Origin of the sequence: Enterococcus sp. DIV0170, from assembly GCF_051710765.1 — a bacterium.
Lineage (GTDB): Bacteria > Bacillota > Bacilli > Lactobacillales > Enterococcaceae > Enterococcus_A > Enterococcus_A raffinosus.
On sequence record NZ_JBIOLG010000001.1, the window covers coordinates 738,844 to 755,084 of the forward strand.

Consider the following 16,241-nt stretch of genomic DNA (forward strand, 5'->3'; position numbering starts at 1 on the left):
TTTTTTAAATGCTAATTATCAATATAACGAATAGAAAAAATTAGTAATTTCGTTATATAATATTTTTTGAAAATAACGACATTGAAAAGGAGAATGAATGAAAACTTCCCGTTTAAATAAAGAAATCGTTATAGCATGCGCGATGGACCTAGTTTATGAATCAGGTATTAATGGGTTAAGACTAAATAAAATTGCTGATCGGTTGGATGTTAAGTCTCCTTCGTTGTATACGCATACAGGAAGTGTGACAGAATTACGACAAGCGGTAGTTAGACGAGCGATGGAGGATTTTCGCGAACAATTAGTAGATTCATTGTTAGGCAGAGCGAATCTTTGCGCTTTTATCGAACTAGGAAAAACTTGGGCTGACTTTGCCAAAAATAAAAACGCGTTTTATACTGTTTTTTATGAAAAAGAGTACATAGACTCTTATGAAAAAAGCATTGCTGTTTTTCTAAGAGCTGCCTTTGAGCGAATTTTTTCAGAATGTGAACTGACAGATAAGGAAATTCTTCAAGTGGAGCGAGTAATGACAAACTATTTTCGCGGTCATGCAGATGGGTTCACTGAAAATAATTTTAACGAGACTGATTTGATTAGTGATTTAGAGATTATCTATAATGGTATTCTGCAAAACTTTACGAAAGTCCCTCAATGATTATATTGAGGGATCTTTTTAATTAGCACAGATTATAACTCTTTCTCTTTCATTAATTTCTATGAGAATGGTATAATTTAAGTTAGCATAATGAGAGAACAATGGGAGGAGTGATTGAATGAGTTTAGGTGGCATTGCAGCAATTATAGCAGCACTTGCATTTGTTGTTTTGGTCATATTCTTAGTACGTGTTTTAAGCCAAGTTTCAAAAACAGTTGAAAAGGTTGAAACGACGGTAACAGAGGCCAATACAACGATTGATGTGCTTACCAAAGATGTAGATTTACTCATGCAACAAGTAGAAGGATTGTTGGTAAAGGGCAATCATCTGTTGAATGATATTAACGGTAAAGTTGAAACGATTGATCCATTATTCACGGCGGTAGCTGATTTGAGTCAGAGTGTTTCTGATTTGAATACTACTAGCCGTAACTTAGCTGGAAAAGTCGGTGGAGTTAGTAAAAATGCAGCAAAAGCAAGTGTCGCAGGAAAAGTTGGCGCGACAACGATGAAATTCTTTAGAGATCGTAAAACTACCACAAAAACGGAGGGATAGGAATGTCAAAAAACGGAAAGTTTTTAGCAGGCGCCTTGATTGGTGGAACGGCTGCAGCAGTAGTTGCTTTATTATTAGCACCAAAATCAGGAAAAGAAATGCGTGAGGATTTAGCGAAAAAGACAGATGAATGGTTAGATGTCGCTTCTGACTATACGGATGATTTCGTTGCGAAGACTAGCGAAATGGGGTCGATCGTAAAAGATCGTGCTTCTGATTTAAGTGAACAAGCAAGTGGCTTAGCGTCAAATGTGAAGGGAAAAGTAAATGATTCTATGGATGACATGGATGATATTACGACGGATACCTTGGAAGATTTGAAACGTCAAAGCTCTGATTTGTCGGATCGTTTCCGCAAGGCAGCGAGTGAGGCGAAGGACGTAGCAGAAGATGCTTCAGAAGATATCGTAATCGATGTAAAGGAAACAAAGGAAGACGCAAAAGAAACCGTGTCTGAAGGAGCAGCGGCTCTAGCTGATAAATCAGAAGAGTTGAGTAAGGATAAGCCCGATTTTGCTGAAGTCAAGGAAGAACTGAAAGAAGAAGTGGAAAAAAATAATCCGGAATAAACCAACGTAGCCCTTAGCATTTAAGGGCTATTTTTTATGCCATTGCGTGCGCAACGCATGATATTGCTGTAATCTTTAAACATAATAATCAATAATTGAGGTGTAACGAAATTGGAATTAGGCAAACGTATTCGTTCAAAAAGAGAAGAATTGAAGATGACTCAACAGCAATTGGCCGATCAAATCTATGTTACAAGACAAACTATTTCAAAATGGGAATTAGGAAAGAGCGTTCCAGATGCGATTTCTAAAAAAGGTTTAGAGAGAGTCCTGGATATTCAATTTGCGGAAGAGTCCTCTTCGAAAAAGGAGAAGGAGGAATATTTTTTGAAAAAAGTTCAATGGTTCTTTGGTTTAGTATTGTTTGGCATTTTATTTTTACCCTTACGCTTTTTATGGATCGCGATTCGTCGTAATTGGAAACAGCCATGGGCTCGTTTTGTTTTATTGCCAATTATTTTGGCTTTTTCATTGTGGTACTTGCATTCACTTAAAGACACAGTATTCTATTTGTTTTTAATAGTGATAATGCTGGCCTATTTTAGTGTTAGCGGATATTTTTTTAATGAAAAGCAAGTGGTAGATAATCATCAGGAATGAAGTATTTTATGTTATAGGAACAAAACAGGTATCCATTCACATTAGAGATGGATACCTGCTTTTATTTTCTATAAAGTAATTAATTCTTTTGATGTTGTGGTGAATGGAATACAGCCGTCTTTAGTTACATAAAGGCAATCTTCGATTCGAACACCGACGTCGTTTGGTAAGTAAATGCCAGGTTCAATCGAGAAGCACATGCCTTCTTTAACTTCCAGATCATTTCCGCCGACGATTTGTGGGAATTCATGAATCGTTGTTCCAATTCCGTGGCCTAAACGATGATTGAAATACTCACCATAGCCATGACTTTCGATGACATCTCGGGCAAGCTTATCTAATTGCCCACAGGTTACACCTGGTTTTACAGCATTCATCGCAGCCATATGTGCCTCTAAAACGATGTTGTAGATGTCTTTTTGATGATCTGTCGGTTTTCCACAAGCAACTGTGCGGGTCGCATCACTGCAATAGCCGTTAACAATCGTACCGAGATCGAATAAAACAAGTTCATTTTCCTTACATGTATTTTTACCTGGTGAACCATGTGGACTGGCTGCGTTAGGTCCTGCCAAAACTTCTGTAGGGAAGGACATTTGTTTAATCCCTTTTTTCTTTAATTCATATTCAATCTCTGCAACAATCTCTTCTTCAGTTACACCTGGTTTCACATGTCTAAACCCAATTTCAAAAGCTAAGTCTGCTGTAGAGCCAGCTTCGATCAAGCGTTGGCACTCCTCTTCGGTCTTATATAACTGTAGTTCCTGAACGAGTGGGGTCAAGTCAGCTGAAAAATCGGCGGATGGAAAAGCTTCATTTAAGCGTAGATAACGATCAAGGACTAACTGATTTTTTTCTAATGCAATTCTTTTTGGTGTTCCATAACGTTTTTTAATTTCCTCAACAATGAGCGTGAAGGGGTCTTGGCTGTCTAGATAACCAACGACATCATATTCAAAACTGCTGGCTTTTGCATCTTCAACTTCTAAGCCGGGCGCAAATAAAAATGGATCCTTTTCAAGTGGAATGAACAATGCCAATACACGTTCCATCGGGTTGCTATCGAAGCCGGAGAAATAACCGATGTGGCTCGCATCTGAAACATAAGCCAAATCAACCTCATTTTTTTGCATCCATTTTCGTAGTTCTAAAACTTTTTCTTGGTTCATTAAAGCATCCTTCTTTCTTTTGGCGTTATATTGATTGTAACACTAATAAAATTTATTGAAAAATGATTCTGATAAAACGCTTACAGAATTTTAAGGAAAAATGTGTAAAACGGTTGCAATCAATGAAACAACGTGCTATTATCTTTTAGAAATGTAAATGATATTTTCTGAAAACAAAAAAAGGAGCATATCCATGGAAAAGCAAACAATTACGATTTATGATGTTGCCCGTGAAGCAAATGTTTCAATGGCAACCGTTTCTCGTGTAGTCAATGGCAACCCCAATGTAAAACCTACAACACGTAAAAAGGTGTTAGAAGTTATTGAGCGTCTAGATTATCGCCCAAATGCTGTCGCACGAGGACTAGCAAGCAAGAAAACAACAACAGTCGGTGTAATCATCCCAGACGTCAGCAATATGTTTTTTGCGTCATTAGCACGAGGAATTGATGATATTGCTACAATGTACAAATATAATATCATCCTAGCGAACTCAGATGGCGAAGCGCAAAAAGAAGTAAATGTATTAAATAATTTATTAGCGAAACAAGTAGATGGTGTAATTTTCATGGGTCATCGTATTACTGATGAAATTCGTGCAGAATTTTCACGTTCAAAGACACCAATCGTTTTAGCTGGTTCAATTGATCCAGATGAACAAGTGGGTAGTGTAAACATTGATTACAAAGCAGCAACTAAAGAATCTATTGATTTATTAGCAAAACATGGCAATAAGAAAATTGCCTTCATCAGCGGAGCGTTGATTGACGCGATTAATGGTCAAGCTCGTATGGGCGGCTATAAAGAATCATTGGCTGAAAATGGTTTAGACTACAATGAAGGGCTGATCTTTGAAGCGCCTTATAACTTTAAAGAAGGATTAGCATTGACTGATCGTATCTTAAATAGTGGTGCAACAGCAGCGTATGTGACTGATGATGAATTAGCTATCGGTTTATTAGACGGCTTGATTGATAAAGGCGTGAAAGTTCCTGAAGACTTCGAAATCATCACAAGCAATGATTCATTGCTGACAGAAGTGGCACGTCCGCGTCTAAGCAGTGTGACTCAACCATTGTATGATATCGGTGCCGTTGCGATGCGTCTGTTAACAAAAATGATGAACAAAGAAGACATTGAACAAAAAACAATCGAATTGCCACATGGTATCTTCGAAAAAGGATCAACGAAGCAATAATATGAAAAAAGGCTGTGCCAAATTTGGCACAGCCTTTTTCATCGGGTTACATTGTTGAAGGGTGTCGTCGTGCAAAATCGAAAAAGCGGAATTTATCCACCTGGTGACGACTTTCTGTGTATTGAAATTGCCGAGCATCACTAGTAAATACTCGACTTTTTACTGAAACAATATTGATATCATGCTGATTAAGATCCAATAGTTCTCGATCTTCATCAGTCAGGGCATCAATCGTGATTTCCTTTTCAGCAAAAGCGATATTCAACCCCAATTGATTTTCAAAGTAGCGATAAATGGAATCCTTTGCGATTTCAGTATCTAGCTCAGGCACAACTGTCGTCAGTAATAGGTCTTTATCAAGTATTACTTTTTTCTGGTCGATCGCTCGTGTACGAATCAATTCCCAGCAGACAGCCCCGATTTCAAATCCAGTCACACGTGCTTCCTTTTCATTAATCACAATTTTTTTTAAACTAATAACGTCCGTACTACTGTCATAGCCATAAGAATTTTGGAGTTCCTTGTAACTCGTTAAACCAGAAACGGGAAATCGCAGTTGCTCTCGCTTCAAAACAAGTGAACCTTTACCTTGAATTTTTTGAATGTAGCCATTAGCCATCAAAAGAGACAAGGCTTTGCGAATCGTATCGCGTGATACATGGTAGGTTTGACGCAATTTGTTTTCACTAGGCAAATAAGAACCCGCTTCATAAACGCCTTTTAAAATTCCTCGTTCGATTGCTTGGTAAATCACCTCATAATTTTTCATTTTGCCCTCCTTTTATCCAATTCGTTCACTAATCTATCAGTGCTGGAAATAGATAAACACAACTTGTCCGTATATGTGATTCCATTATACAAAGAAAATAATTACAAGTAAAACGTTTTCTTTGGGTTTTGGATGAATAAAATGAGTAAATTCTTATTTTAAGAGAAGCTTGTTTGCTTTCTTACCAACTTGTTGGTAACTATAAGACTGATTAATCATTAATAAAATTTGTTATCGTCCATTAAAATTAAATTTCTCTAATAAACACTTCGTAGCGTCGGATGTAAGCGATTTACAAAAATGTTCAAACCAATTATAGTAAACCTATCAGCTGAACTTATCCATACAAGTTAAATTTATTCGGAGGGAAAAAAGATGGGAAAATATGAAAAGGATACAAAGGACCTGCTGGCAGCCATTGGTGGAAAGAAAAATATTTCTGCGGTTACCCACTGTGCTACTCGGATGCGCTTTGTGCTAAATGATCCAAAAAAAGCAGATGAGGAGCGAATCGAAGAGATTCCAAGTGTTAAAGGAATGTTTACTAATGCTGGACAATTTCAAGTAATTATTGGAAACGATGTAGCCGTTTTTTACAATGAGTTTGTTGCTGTTTCCGGAGTAGAAGGTGTTTCGAAAGAAGCCGCAAAATCGGCGGCCAAACAAAATCAAAATCCAGTCCAACGCGCCATTACTGTTTTAGCAGAAATTTTTACCCCTTTATTACCAGCAATTATTGTCGGCGGTTTGATTTTAGGATTTCGTAATATTTTGGAAGCCGTACCAATGGGATGGCTGAATGGTCAAACAATTGTTGAAGCCTCTACATTTTGGAACGGTGTCAATGGGTTCTTATGGTTGCCAGGTGAAGCGATTTTTCACTTCTTGCCAGTCGGGATTACTTGGAGTATTGCTCGTAAAATGGGTGCGACTGAAATCTTAGGGATCGTTCTTGGGATCACATTAGTTTCGCCACAATTGTTAAATGCCTATTCAGTTAACGGCACGACAGCGGCAGAAATTGCAAAGAACTGGACATGGGACTTTGGCTTTTTCACTGTTGATAAGATCGGTTACCAAGCCCAAGTTATTCCAGCAATGCTGGCAGGGTTTCTACTAGTTTACCTAGAACGCTTTTTCCGGAAACATATTCCTGAGGCTGTTTCAATGATTTTCGTTCCATTTTTCTCATTGCTTCCAACGATTTTGGCTGCTCATATTATTTTAGGTCCTATCGGTTGGAAAATCGGAACAGCGATCTCTGCTGTAGTAAATGCGGGTCTAACTTCTAGCTTTAGCTGGTTATTTGGCGGAGTATTCGGAGCGCTATATTCGCCTCTGGTTATTACTGGGTTGCATCATACGACATTAGCGATAGACTCACAATTAATTGCCGACTTTGGTTCGACTAACTTATGGCCAATGATCTGTTTATCCAATATTGCTCAAGGGGCGGCTGTTTTAGCGATAGTTTTTGCTCATCGTGGAAATAAAAAAGAAGAACAGGTATCTATTCCATCAGTGATCTCTGCTTGGTTGGGTGTTACGGAACCGGCGATGTTTGGGATCAACTTAAAATATACCTATCCATTTATCGCGGCGATGATCGGTAGTGGGATCGCAGGCTTGTTCGTAACGTTATTCAAGGTTCGGGCATTATCAATTGGTGTCGGCGGACTTCCAGGGATTCTAGCGATTCGCCCGCAAGACTATCCGATCTTTGCGATTGGAATGGTAATCGCGGTTGCTGTCCCATTCCTTTTGACACTGACTTTCCGTCGGATCGGTTTGTTCAATAAAATTGATCGGATCGAAGAAGAAAATGTGCCAACATTGGGCAATGAGTCTGTTAAGAAAACGGGTTCTGTTGTTGAGTTGTTTTCGCCAATTGCTGGAATGCTTCATCCTTTAAGCAGTGCAAAAGATCCGGTATTTGCAGAGGGAATGATGGGACAAGGGGTTGTGATTGACCCGAGTGAAGGAAAATTAGTTGCACCCTTTGATGGTCAAATTAGTTTGTTGTTTCCAACAAAGCATGCTATCGGTTTAGTTAGTACAGAGGGAACAGAGGTATTGATTCATATTGGGATTGATACTGTACAATTAGACGGCAAATATTTTACCAGTCATGTACAGCAAGGAGACAGTGTCAAAAAAGGTCAGCTTTTAATGGAGTTTGATGTAGAGGCCATCAAGTCAGCTGGATATGAGGTGCAAACACCGATTATCGTAACAAATTCAACCGACTTTCAAGTGGATCCATTGATTCAGGAAGCCCCTGTAACAAGTGCAGAGAAAATTTTATTAGCGACAGAATTATAGAAGCTGGAGGACAAAATGAGTTTTAAAGAAAAAGTCATCTACCAAATTTATCCCAAATCTTTTTTGGATACAAATCAGGACGGCATCGGGGATCTACCAGGTATCAAGCAAAAAATTCCCTATTTGAAACGTTTGGGGGTCGATATGATTTGGTTGAGCCCAATCTATCCAAGTCCTCAAAAGGACAATGGGTACGATGTAGCGAACTATACAGCGATTAATCCAATGTTTGGAACCATGAGTGATTTTGAAAATCTAATTGCTACCGCAAAAGAACATGGTATCGAAGTAATGCTGGATATGGTTTTCAATCATGTCTCGACAGAGCATGAATGGTTCCAAAAAGCATTGGCTGGTGATAAAAAATATCAAGAGTACTTTATCTTACGGGATGAGCCAACGGATTGGGTTTCTAAATTCGGTGGAAATGCTTGGGCTCCATTTGGAGAGACTGGTAAATTCTATTTGCATCTATTTGATAAAACACAAGCTGACTTAAATTGGCGAAATCCAGAAGTACGCGAAGAATTATTTGAAGTTATCCGTTTTTGGATGGAAAAAGGTGTAAAAGGGTTTCGATTCGATGTGATCAATTTAATCGGCAAAGATGAAGTTTTAAAAGATTGTGCAGAGAATGATGGAAAACCCGCCTACACAGATCGTCCGATTAATCACGACTTTATCCACATGATGAATCAGGCAACCTTTGGGAAAGAGACAGATATGATTACCGTTGGTGAAATGAGTTTTACCACAGTGGAAAACTGTATTTTGTACACCCAACCTGAGCGCGAAGAATTAAACATGACCTTTAACTTCCATCATTTAAAAGTTGATTATAAAGACGGTAAGAAGTGGACACAAATGCCATTTGATTTTACTCGACTAAAAGAATTGTTTCATACTTGGGGAACGCAGATGAGCCAAGAGAACGGATGGAATGCTCTTTTTTGGAATAATCACGATCAGCCAAGAGCGTTGAATCGGTTTACGGATGTGGATAACTATCGTGTAGCTGGCGCAAAAATGCTGGCTAGTTCGATTCATTTGAATCGGGGGACGCCATATATCTATATGGGAGAAGAAATCGGAATGCTCGATCCAGATTTTGATTCTATGGAAAAATATGCAGATGTGGAAAGCCTAAATGCGTATCAAGAATTGCTATTAGCAGGAACATCAGAAAAGGAAGCCTTTAAAATTGTCAAAGCAAAATCGCGGGACAATTCAAGAACGCCGATGCAGTGGGATAGTGGAGAATATAGTGGCTTTTCAACGGTTGATCCGTGGCTGTCACTAGGAAATACGGCTAATGATATCAATGTGGCGAAGGAGCTGCAGGAGGGATCTATCTTTAATTATTATCAACGATTGATCAAATTGAGGAAAGAATATCCGATCATTGCGGAAGGAAGTTATGAAGCTTTTTTACCTGATCATCCGCAAATTTACAGCTATATCCGTAGCTATGAGGATCGTAGACTTCTTGTGCTTAATAATTTCTTTCCACAGGAAACAACAATTGATCTGCCTGATGAATTTCAAAAGGGCGAAGTATTAATCAGTAACTATGATAGTGATACAAAGGGTCAAGAAATCACATTGAAGCCGTATCAATCCATCGCTATTTATTGTTAAAAAAACGCGTGAGCAAAATGTGCTCACGCGTTTCTATTTAGTTAAGTCTATTCGTTTATTTATCAAATAAATGATTATACCGCCTAGTGACATAGAAAGTAATTCACCTAAACCGATAATCAGCCAATTAAGTAAAAATGGCGCCTGATAGAAGAACGTTAATTGTCCTGCTACCGTAAACATCGAAAAGGCAAAGAGGAATGCTGTGATAATCATTTTTTTCTTAAGATTTGTGACTTTTCGAGTAATTCCCCGACATATCAACAAAACGATCAACGTAGAGACACTCCCTAATGCTACATCTACAATCCCTAATGGGGATGCCAAATTGGCAATCGCGACACCTAGCGTCACAGCGATCGTATATCGCTTGTTGAAAAGAGGTAAGTAGTTGAACATTTCCGCTACACGGAGCTGGATCGCGCCAAAACTAATAACGGATAAAACGATGGTGACAGCGACATACAGCCCTGTCACGACGGCCATTTTTGCCGTGTCGGTGGTGGTCCAGCGTTGTGCTGAACTTTTTTCAAGATTCATTTTTCATTCTCCTTTACAAGACATCGTCTCGTTAATAACTGCGACCAAAGGATTGAAGTGTCACAGTGCGAAATTCTCGCTAGTACTTATCTTAGATTATTTAGAAAAAATTGCAAGCTATTTTAAAAGCCAGCCACCATCGATAGGTAAAATATTTCCTTGCATATAACGAGTCTCATCACTCGCTAAGAATAATGTCGCATAAGCGACTTCTTTAGGATCGGCCCAACGCTTAACAGGAGTTTCCTCAGCGACCCATTTTGCCATTTGGCCGTCACCGGCAAAATCAGCCTGATTCATAGGCGTATTGATGGCTCCAGGAGCGATAGCGTTGACGTGAAGCCCCTTGGCAGCATAGTCTAAAGCAAGCTGCTTAGTAAAGCCGACAATCGCATGTTTACTAGTAGTATACGCAATCCCTCCGCCACCAGCGACAAGTCCAGCAATTGAAGCCATGTTAATGATAGTCCCTTGATTCTCTAATAGCTCTGGCAGTAATAATTTTGTTAGGTTGAACATGCTGTTAAGATTCGTAGTTAATATGTTTGACCATAGTTCTTCGTCTGTATCATGCAACGGCAAATAATCATCCAATACGCCTGCTGTATTTAACAAAATGTTCACAGTACCAAAATGTTCATGACATTTTCTTATCGCTTTCTTCAAAGCTATTTTTTCGCGAACGTCGCCAATAAAGAAAGCAAAATGTTCAGGGTAGTTCGTTTGCAAAGTCAGCATCTCTTGTTTTTGCTGATCAAAGGCAAAAACATAGGCACCAGTAGTCAAAAACGCTTGTGCCTGAGCAGCCCCGATCCCTGAAGCAGCGCCAGTAATAAACACTACTTTTTTTGAGAAATCCATCGCCATCATTCGACGATTTTCCAATCTTCTGCCAAAATATCACAAACGGTCGGTGCGAAGCTGGAGAACCCTTCATCAGCGGTCTTGATCAAAAAGTAAGGGGTAACGGGCGAACCATCAAATACGTCTCCTTCCACTAGGGTTACGTACAATTCGAATCCGCCCCAACCTTCACGAATAATCTTTGCCCCTTTTTTTAGTTCAGGTAAAATTTCTTCAAATGTCATTGATATTTCCTCCATCTAAATTTTCGTTTTCTTTTGGTAGAATACCAAAAAGTTTGAGGAGCTACAAGAAGACGAAGAGAGGAGCCATCACCGAAAAAGACCTCTCCAGTAAAAGGAGAGGTCTTTTTCGGTGATTAATCATCTGTTTTTGTTTCTTCGTCTTCTTTATCCTCTTTGTTTTTGGCATTGACTTTATTACGTGTGTTCCAATATGTTTTGTAGTCATCGTCGGTTCCGCCGATACCAAATTCATAAGTATTGTCGCCAGGACCATCCTTTGCCCAAAGAGAGGTTGCTTCTCCACTTGGCACTTGATAATTTGTACCGTCGTGACTAACTTTTCCAGGTTTTAATCCAGTAAAGTCTGAAACTTTGATTTGTTTTACATCATCAGACAACTCAAACTCTTCATTTTCACCGAAGACATTCGGATTTACTTGATAAATTCGACCAGCAAGGTAAGCCATGTAGGTTGCTGTCCGATTTCCAGCTCCGTCATTCATTGGTTTGTTATCATCTCGTCCAGTCCATGTTCCTAATGTAATGGACGGTGTAGAGACGATCAACCAATTATCCGCATAATTATCAGTGGTACCGGTTTTCCCGACCCAATCGGCTGTGCTCAATTGATAATTCACACCACTTAAGATCGTTTTGAATGGCGTTGTATGCTGCTCGTTTATGACACTGCGCATCAGGTCATTCATAATTGACGCTGTTGCTTTAGAATAAACCTGAACAGGAGCTTCTTTGTGTTTGTAGATTTCTTTTCCTGTACTGTCAGTGATTGAGTCAATCAAGTAGCCCTGTTGATAAACCCCACCATTTGCTAAGGTTTGGAAACCATTTACTTCTGTTAAAGTTGTGACATTAGTCGTTCCTAGTGGTGCAGATTCTACCCCCCAAGTATTAGAGGATGGATAATTCATTTTCTTCAAGTAATTATCATATGCAAACTGGTCAGAGCCTTTATTTGTTAACAAGTCTTGGTAAACATGATAGGACGTAATATTAGTTGATTCAACAAGTGCCTGCCGTGTTGTTTGAAAAGTCTTAGACCCTTTGTTTTCTGCATTACCTAGTTCCTTGCCGGCGTTTTCACCATGTTGGTATTTCATTGGGAAGTCAGCGATACGTGATGCACTTCCTAGTAGCCCTTGATCAATAGCAGGTCCATAAACTAAAACGGGTTTGATAGAGGAACCAGCTTGTCGTGCGGTATCGAAGGCGTGATTGTTTTGATTGGTATTGTAATCTCGACTGCCGACGAAGCCATAGATACGACCGGTTTTATTATCCATCATCACTGTACCAGGCTCTACTGTTGCGCCAGAGCCGTCATCTAAGTATTGTCCATATTCGGCGACACCTAATTGCATTGCATCATAGATATTTTTATCAATCGTTGATTTTACTACTAAGCCTTGATTTTGCATCTTAACTTTCGCTTGTTCAATGTAGCGATTTTGTACATCTTCTTTATTGTAATCTGCATCGCTCACACCATCTTCTTTAGCTTGCTGTTTGGCTACAATATTAATTGCCTCATTATAAACCGTGTAATATAAGAAGCCGTGTTGCTGAACCTCGACGTCCTGTCGCGCTTGGAAATCTTTTGCTAGATCATATTTTTTTGCGTCTTCGTATTCTTTTTTAGAAATCATTTGTTCACGGTACATATTAAAAAGAACATCGTCTTTCCGTGCCATCCCAAGAGAATAGTCTTGTTTCAAATCGCCCGTATTGGTGTAAGGACTGTAGACGATCGGGCTTTGTGGCAACCCAGCAATAAATGCGGATTGCGGCAGGTTCAAATCTTTGGCGTGAACCCCAAAAATTCCAATTGCAGCTTCTTCGACCCCAGCAATGTTTTGCCCCTTGTTATTCCGACCAAAAGGAGAAACATTTAGATAGGCTGTCAAAATCTCATCCTTGCTCAAGTATTTCTCCAAGTCTAAAGCCAAAACAATCTCATTCGCTTTTCGCTTAAAAGAGGTTTCGTTTGTCAAAACTTGTTGCTTGATCAATTGCTGCGTAAGTGTGGAGCCACCCGATCCAGCTCCAAAGCCTACAACTTCACCCAGTAAGGCGCGTACAACAGCTTTTGGAACGACTCCGTGGTGTTCATAAAAGTTTTCATCCTCAGTAGCTACAAGAGCTTTTTTCACCCATTGGGAGATTTCATCGGAGTTTATTTTTTCACGAATGGGATCAGCTTGAATTGTCGCCAGTTCTTGGTTATCCGCATAGAGAAGCTTAGACGATTCCGCGATGTCTCCGACTTTTTGCTTCATTTCAGATTTTGTAGGCGTTGGCGTCCCTTCGACAAGATGCGCAAAATACCCAGCACCGATTCCGACGACTAGCATGCCGCCTAAAAAGAGCACAACGATTAAGCCGAGCAGCAGTGATTTAACCACTCGCAATGAAACGTTAAGCGCGAAAGGTCCACCAAGAGCCGGTCTTGCCTTACTTTTGCTGCTCTTTTTCGGTTGCTTATTTATTTTTTTCTTGTGAGCCAAAAAGTCCACCTCATTAGATTCTATTCATTTTAATTATCTGTTGAATTATAGCAAAGTTTTACTTCTATTAACAAGCGGATGCAATGTTTGTAATCAAAACTTCAACTAATTGTTAAGTAAAACAAAACAAACATTATTATATTGATTGTCTCACCTGATTTGAGCTTGGATTTTATTCCTGAAGAAGTTCGAATTAAATCTAGCGAATAGCTTTTATTTCCGCCTTTTTTCAGTTAATATGGGAAAGTATAAATCATTTGAAGATGATATGCGTAATGAAGAAATGTTCCCCTGTTAAATAAGGGACATCAAAATGTATTAGGAGGATAAAACATGCATTCAGACTTTTTCCAAGAACTAAAAGCCCGTGGCTTAATTTTTCAAGTAACAGATGAAGCAGCCCTAGAAAAACAATTAAATGAAGAGTCTGTTAAACTATATATCGGCTTTGACCCGACGGCTGACAGCCTGCATATAGGTCATCTATTACCGATTTTGACGTTGCGTCGTTTCCAACAAAACGGACACGTTCCTATCGCATTAGTTGGCGGTGGTACCGGAATGATTGGAGACCCTTCATTTAAAGATGCGGAACGTCAATTGAATACCTTGGATACTGTTCAAAGCTGGTCTCAAAGTATCAAGAATCAGCTTTCTGGTATTATTGACTTCGAAAATAAAGAAAATCCAGCGATTGTTGCTAACAATTATGAATGGTTAGGCGAATTAAAATTGATCGACTTTTTACGTGATGTAGGGAAAAACTTCACCATCAACTACATGATGAGTAAGGAAAGTGTGAAACGTCGTATCGAATCAGGGATTTCTTACACGGAGTTTGCTTACCAGTTGCTCCAAGCCTACGATTTTTATGAATTGAATAAACGTTATGGTTGTTTATTACAATTAGGCGGAAGCGACCAATGGGGAAATATCACTTCAGGAATTGAGTTGATCCGTCGCGAAGAAGGAAAACAGGCTTTCGGTTTAACAATGCCATTGATCACAAAAGCGGATGGTACGAAATTCGGTAAAACTGAAGGAAATGCGGTTTGGTTAGATCCAGAAAAGACATCACCGTATGAATTTTATCAATTCTGGATCAACACAGATGACCGTGACGCGGTGAAATTCTTGAAATACTTTACTTTCTTGAGTTTAGAAGAAATCGAAGCAATTGAAAAAGAATTTACTGCGGCACCTGAACAACGTGCGGCTCAAAAAGCGTTAGCCAGAGAAGTTACTGTATTGGTTCACGGAGAGGAAGCCTACAATCAGGCTGTTCATATTTCTGAAGCGTTATTTAGCGGAGATGTTAAGAACTTAACTGCGGATGAAATCAAACAAGGATTTAAAAACGTGCCTAGCTACCAAGTTAAAGCGGAGGATGATTTGAATCTTGTGGAGATTCTATTGACCGCAGGAATTGAAAAATCTAAACGCCAAGCGCGAGAAGACATTAACAATGGAGCGATCTATATCAATGGAGATCGTGTACAAGATGTGGCTTACACACTAAGTGATCAAGACAAATTGTCAAATGAATATATCGTTATTCGTCGTGGCAAGAAAAAGTACTTTGTTTTACAATTTTAATTGTTAGTAGAAAAAGGATTGTACCAATTTTTTTGGAGCAATCCTCTTTCTATGTAATAGGCGGTAAGCGTTTTAGATAGCGGATGGAGTGAGTGTGTGAGAGCAGTTTTATTAAACTCGTTGGGATTATTTGTTATTATTTTGATAGGCTATTTAACAAAACGATTAAACTTATTGATAAAAGCCGATGGAACAACGATTTCAAAAATTGTTGTCAATGTTACACTACCAGCGGCAATCATTGTCAATTTGCAATCCTTGGAAGTAAAAAATCAGCTATTGTTACTGATTGCTGCAGGATTAGTATTGAATCTTGTAATGATAATCATTGGTCATTTTTTCTCAAAAAAGCAAGAACAAGTAGAACGAGAATTTTTGATGTATAGTGTTTCCGGCTATAATATTGGGAATTTTGCGATTCCTTTTGTTCAAAGTTTTATGCCGCTGGCGATTCCTATTCTATCCTTTTTCGATATTGGAAATAGTGTGATGTTAGCTGGCGGTTCAAATGTTGTGATTGAAGGGATTAGTGGAAGCAATGGACAACGGCCATCTGCAAAAATGGTTCTTGGTCGTTTGGGCAGGTCAGTTCCTTTTTTATGCTATTTGATCATGCTCTTTTTCCGAATGGTAAAGATGGATCTCCCTCCAGCGGTATTTCAAATTGCGCAGCCAATTGCTAGTGCAAATACATTTTTATCAATGTTTATGATTGGGTTGTTTTTAGAATTACGCTTGCCAAAAAAAGATTTGTCTTTAGTTCTGCGTGTTTTAGTCATCAAATATGCTTCAGGAATCTTATTAGCTGTTGTTTTTATGCTGCTGCCGATTCCAATGATGATCAAAATCGTTTTATGTCTCGTATCTGTCGGGCCAATTCCGACGTTTGCTGTTATCAATAGTGTTGCTGCGGGAATGCGGGCGGAGGTAGTAGGGTTCACTTCGTCTCTCAGTTTCCTGATCAGCTTGCCGTTGATGACAGGCTTGTTACTATTTTTATAAAGAAAAACAGATGG

The 16,241-nt window shown here is 39.1% G+C and carries 15 protein-coding genes; 9 read left to right on the forward strand and 6 right to left on the reverse strand.

Annotation, left to right across the window (positions count from 1 at the left end; all coding sequences use genetic code 11):
* Positions 1-97: 97 nt before the first annotated feature.
* The 4 genes from IGI50_RS03580 (at position 98) to IGI50_RS03595 (ending at position 2,383) form a co-directional block, all read left to right on the forward strand.
* Positions 98-658, forward strand: coding sequence for a TetR/AcrR family transcriptional regulator (locus tag IGI50_RS03580; protein ID WP_010746702.1), 561 nt, complete (start codon positions 98-100; stop codon positions 656-658).
* A 118-nt stretch (positions 659-776) separates the two neighbouring features.
* Entirely contained in the window at positions 777-1,214 is a 438-nt protein-coding gene (locus IGI50_RS03585; RefSeq protein ID WP_010746701.1) for a DUF948 domain-containing protein, read from the forward strand.
* A 2-nt stretch (positions 1,215-1,216) separates the two neighbouring features.
* On the forward strand, positions 1,217-1,783 hold the full coding sequence (locus tag IGI50_RS03590) for a YtxH domain-containing protein (protein ID WP_218256780.1): 567 nt from the start codon (positions 1,217-1,219) through the stop codon (positions 1,781-1,783).
* A gap of 111 nt (positions 1,784-1,894) precedes the next feature.
* A complete protein-coding gene (locus tag IGI50_RS03595) occupies positions 1,895-2,383 on the forward strand; it encodes a helix-turn-helix domain-containing protein (RefSeq protein WP_218256781.1) in 489 nt (162 codons plus the stop codon).
* A 68-nt stretch (positions 2,384-2,451) separates the two neighbouring features.
* Here the strand turns inward: IGI50_RS03595 and IGI50_RS03600 are convergent, their stop codons facing one another.
* Positions 2,452-3,552, reverse strand: coding sequence for a M24 family metallopeptidase (locus IGI50_RS03600; protein WP_438776177.1), 1,101 nt, complete (start codon positions 3,550-3,552; stop codon positions 2,452-2,454).
* A gap of 193 nt (positions 3,553-3,745) precedes the next feature.
* On the opposite strand from IGI50_RS03600, the gene ccpA reads away from it, so the two are divergent.
* Positions 3,746-4,750 (forward strand): catabolite control protein A, encoded by a 1,005-nt coding sequence (gene ccpA, locus IGI50_RS03605; protein WP_010746697.1) that lies wholly within the window; start codon positions 3,746-3,748, stop codon positions 4,748-4,750.
* A gap of 46 nt (positions 4,751-4,796) precedes the next feature.
* Here the strand turns inward: ccpA and treR are convergent, their stop codons facing one another.
* Positions 4,797-5,519 carry a trehalose operon repressor gene (gene treR / locus IGI50_RS03610; protein WP_438776178.1) on the reverse strand — a complete coding sequence of 241 codons (723 nt, stop codon included), beginning with the start codon at positions 5,517-5,519 and terminating at the stop codon, positions 4,797-4,799.
* Positions 5,520-5,894: 375 nt separating this feature from the next.
* On the opposite strand from treR, the gene treP reads away from it, so the two are divergent.
* Together treP and treC are read left to right on the forward strand one after the other, a co-directional pair.
* A complete protein-coding gene (gene treP / locus IGI50_RS03615; protein ID WP_438776179.1) occupies positions 5,895-7,841 on the forward strand; it encodes a PTS system trehalose-specific EIIBC component in 1,947 nt (648 codons plus the stop codon).
* Positions 7,842-7,856: 15 nt separating this feature from the next.
* Positions 7,857-9,479 (forward strand): alpha,alpha-phosphotrehalase, encoded by a 1,623-nt coding sequence (gene treC / locus IGI50_RS03620; RefSeq protein WP_438776180.1) that lies wholly within the window; start codon positions 7,857-7,859, stop codon positions 9,477-9,479.
* Between the two features lie 33 nt (positions 9,480-9,512).
* Here the strand turns inward: treC and IGI50_RS03625 are convergent, their stop codons facing one another.
* The 4 genes from IGI50_RS03625 to IGI50_RS03640 all read right to left on the reverse strand — a co-directional run bounded on the left by IGI50_RS03625 (position 9,513) and on the right by IGI50_RS03640 (position 13,629).
* The gene (locus tag IGI50_RS03625; RefSeq protein WP_010746693.1) at positions 9,513-10,019 is read right to left on the reverse strand and encodes a QueT transporter family protein; all 507 of its coding nucleotides are present in this window, start codon (positions 10,017-10,019) and stop codon (positions 9,513-9,515) included.
* A 117-nt stretch (positions 10,020-10,136) separates the two neighbouring features.
* Complete coding sequence (locus IGI50_RS03630; protein ID WP_438776181.1) at positions 10,137-10,889, reverse strand: 3-oxoacyl-ACP reductase; 753 nt, start codon at positions 10,887-10,889, stop codon at positions 10,137-10,139.
* Positions 10,886-11,107 carry a DUF2829 domain-containing protein gene (locus IGI50_RS03635; protein WP_010746691.1) on the reverse strand — a complete coding sequence of 74 codons (222 nt, stop codon included), beginning with the start codon at positions 11,105-11,107 and terminating at the stop codon, positions 10,886-10,888. The genes IGI50_RS03630 and IGI50_RS03635 overlap by 4 nt, the downstream gene beginning before the upstream one ends.
* Before the next feature lie 134 nt (positions 11,108-11,241).
* Positions 11,242-13,629: a transglycosylase domain-containing protein gene (locus tag IGI50_RS03640; protein WP_218256786.1), complete on the reverse strand. Its 2,388-nt coding sequence runs from the start codon at positions 13,627-13,629 to the stop codon at positions 11,242-11,244.
* 333 nt (positions 13,630-13,962) lie between these two features.
* Between IGI50_RS03640 and tyrS the strand changes: the two genes are divergently transcribed.
* Entirely contained in the window at positions 13,963-15,225 is a 1,263-nt protein-coding gene (tyrS, locus tag IGI50_RS03645) for a tyrosine--tRNA ligase (RefSeq protein ID WP_010746689.1), read from the forward strand.
* A 96-nt stretch (positions 15,226-15,321) separates the two neighbouring features.
* Positions 15,322-16,227 carry an AEC family transporter gene (locus IGI50_RS03650; RefSeq protein ID WP_438776182.1) on the forward strand — a complete coding sequence of 302 codons (906 nt, stop codon included), beginning with the start codon at positions 15,322-15,324 and terminating at the stop codon, positions 16,225-16,227.
* The last annotated feature ends 14 nt before the right edge of the window (positions 16,228-16,241 follow it).

Coding starts and splice junctions, on each gene's coding strand:
- treR (WP_438776178.1), bottom strand. CDS start 5,519: ATGAAAAATTATGAGGTGATTTACCAAGCAATCGAACGAGGAATTTTA.
- IGI50_RS03590 (WP_218256780.1), top strand. CDS start 1,217: ATGTCAAAAAACGGAAAGTTTTTAGCAGGCGCCTTGATTGGTGGAACG.
- IGI50_RS03580 (WP_010746702.1), top strand. CDS start 98: ATGAAAACTTCCCGTTTAAATAAAGAAATCGTTATAGCATGCGCGATG.
- treP (WP_438776179.1), top strand. CDS start 5,895: ATGGGAAAATATGAAAAGGATACAAAGGACCTGCTGGCAGCCATTGGT.
- IGI50_RS03635 (WP_010746691.1), bottom strand. CDS start 11,107: ATGACATTTGAAGAAATTTTACCTGAACTAAAAAAAGGGGCAAAGATT.
- ccpA (WP_010746697.1), top strand. CDS start 3,746: ATGGAAAAGCAAACAATTACGATTTATGATGTTGCCCGTGAAGCAAAT.
- tyrS (WP_010746689.1), top strand. CDS start 13,963: ATGCATTCAGACTTTTTCCAAGAACTAAAAGCCCGTGGCTTAATTTTT.
- IGI50_RS03625 (WP_010746693.1), bottom strand. CDS start 10,019: ATGAATCTTGAAAAAAGTTCAGCACAACGCTGGACCACCACCGACACG.
- IGI50_RS03600 (WP_438776177.1), bottom strand. CDS start 3,552: ATGAACCAAGAAAAAGTTTTAGAACTACGAAAATGGATGCAAAAAAAT.
- IGI50_RS03585 (WP_010746701.1), top strand. CDS start 777: ATGAGTTTAGGTGGCATTGCAGCAATTATAGCAGCACTTGCATTTGTT.
- IGI50_RS03630 (WP_438776181.1), bottom strand. CDS start 10,889: ATGATGGCGATGGATTTCTCAAAAAAAGTAGTGTTTATTACTGGCGCT.
- treC (WP_438776180.1), top strand. CDS start 7,857: ATGAGTTTTAAAGAAAAAGTCATCTACCAAATTTATCCCAAATCTTTT.